1 protein-coding gene is annotated in these 1,455 nt (G+C 67.2%); it reads right to left on the bottom strand.

Annotated elements, in window-relative coordinates; translation table 11 throughout:
- Positions 1-187: 187 nt before the first annotated feature.
- A complete protein-coding gene (locus tag ACSHSS_RS30160) occupies positions 188-1,396 on the bottom strand; it encodes an IS4-like element ISBvi1 family transposase (protein WP_011517431.1) in 1,209 nt (402 codons plus the stop codon).
- Between the last annotated feature and the right edge of the window lie 59 nt (positions 1,397-1,455).

The following is a 1,455-nucleotide window of genomic DNA, read 5'->3' as shown; positions in this document are numbered from 1 at the left end:
AAATACTGTTCAGATACGAAGCACCGGCACTGGCTGATGCCGCAAATGGAGCGCTGCGCCGCGATGCCGAACATTGAAGTTGCTCATCTTGCGCTTGACGCCGCGCGGGTTCAGGCGCCCACGACTGCTCACGCAGCGCCCGCGCGCGATCTCGGCCAGCAGGGCCTCGCGCCAGGCAGGCAAACGCTCAGGGGGAAACGGCCGCAGCTTGCGGCATCTTGCGCTTGATCACGCGCACGGCGTGCATGAAGCTCAGGCGATCCGGATCGAGTTCGCGCGCCCAGGCCGCCTGCGCCATCAACTGGCGAATCGCAAAGTGCGCCAGCAGCAGCCCCCACAGCTCCTGCTGCACCAGCTCGGGCGTCTTGCTGCGCAGCACCGTGCTGTTGGCGCGCAAATGCGTCTTGAACTCATCGAACACCCCCTCGATCTCCCAGCGCTCGTGGTACAGCGCGGCCAGCTCCAGGGCCGGCGCCGCATCGGGGTCCAGGAGGTTGGTCAGCAGCCGGTAGCTGCCCTGCGCCGGCGTGGCCGAGCCCTCGAGCGCGTAGTCGATCACACGCACCGTTTGCCCTGCGCGCCGCGCGCGGTCGTCGCTGTCGAACACGCGGCTCAGGTACGAGCCATCGGGCAACATCTGCTCTACCGGCAGCTTGAGGTTGGATTTGACCCGCCAGGCCAGCTTGGCGCCCGTAGCGCAGGCGGTCTGCCAGAGCTTGAAGCCGTAGAAGTTGCGGTCGGCCAGCACCAGCATCTCGGGCGTGAGCTTGGCGGGCAGCAACTGGGCGGCCATGACCTGCTCGCTGTGGCCGTAGGGTGCGATGCCGGCTGCCACCACCGCGTGCGTGCCGCATTCCACCAGGCCCAGAACGCGCGCCTGCGGGAAGGCGCTTTGGCCGCGCGAGGCGCCCGGGTAGCCGAAGAACTTGGCGTTGGCCGCCTCGTCGGCCACGTCCATGCAGCTGCCGTCCAGGGCCATCACGCGCAATCCCCGGTACCACGCCCCTGGCGCCCCCGGCGCGGCCAGCGGGCGCAGCACCCGATCGGCCAATTGGCGCATGACCTCGGGGCCCAGCCGGCTGCGCGCCTGCGAGATCGCGGACTTGCTGGCCTGCACCGCCTCAGTGTGGCCGCCGCCGAGCCATTGCAGGCCTTCGCACACCACGCGCAGCACTTCCTCCAGCGGCGCTTCGCGCCACAGCGCCAGCGCCATCACGTAATACACCACTGCCGGCGCGGGCAGCAGCCGCTCCCGCTGGCTGGCCTTGCCGGTCTCGGCCAACACTTCTTCGATCAACGTCCGTGGACACACGCTGGCCAGCACCCCGGCGCTGATCAAATGCGCAACGTCAACTCTCGACGGCAGCGTCTTGCGTGTTCTGGCCATCACCCTCATCCATTGAAGCTTCGATGGATGAGGATTATGGCTTTAAAAATACTATCTGAACAGTATTG

Source organism: Burkholderia sp. BC1 (assembly GCF_052683555.1).
The sequence above is the reverse complement of the archived record's forward strand: the minus strand, read 5'-3'. Positions and strand labels throughout refer to the sequence as shown.

What these genes read in the sequence shown, in the direction of transcription:
- ACSHSS_RS30160 (WP_011517431.1), bottom strand. Translation starts at nt 1,396, where the DNA reads ATGAGGGTGATGGCCAGAACACGCAAGACGCTGCCGTCGAGAGTTGAC.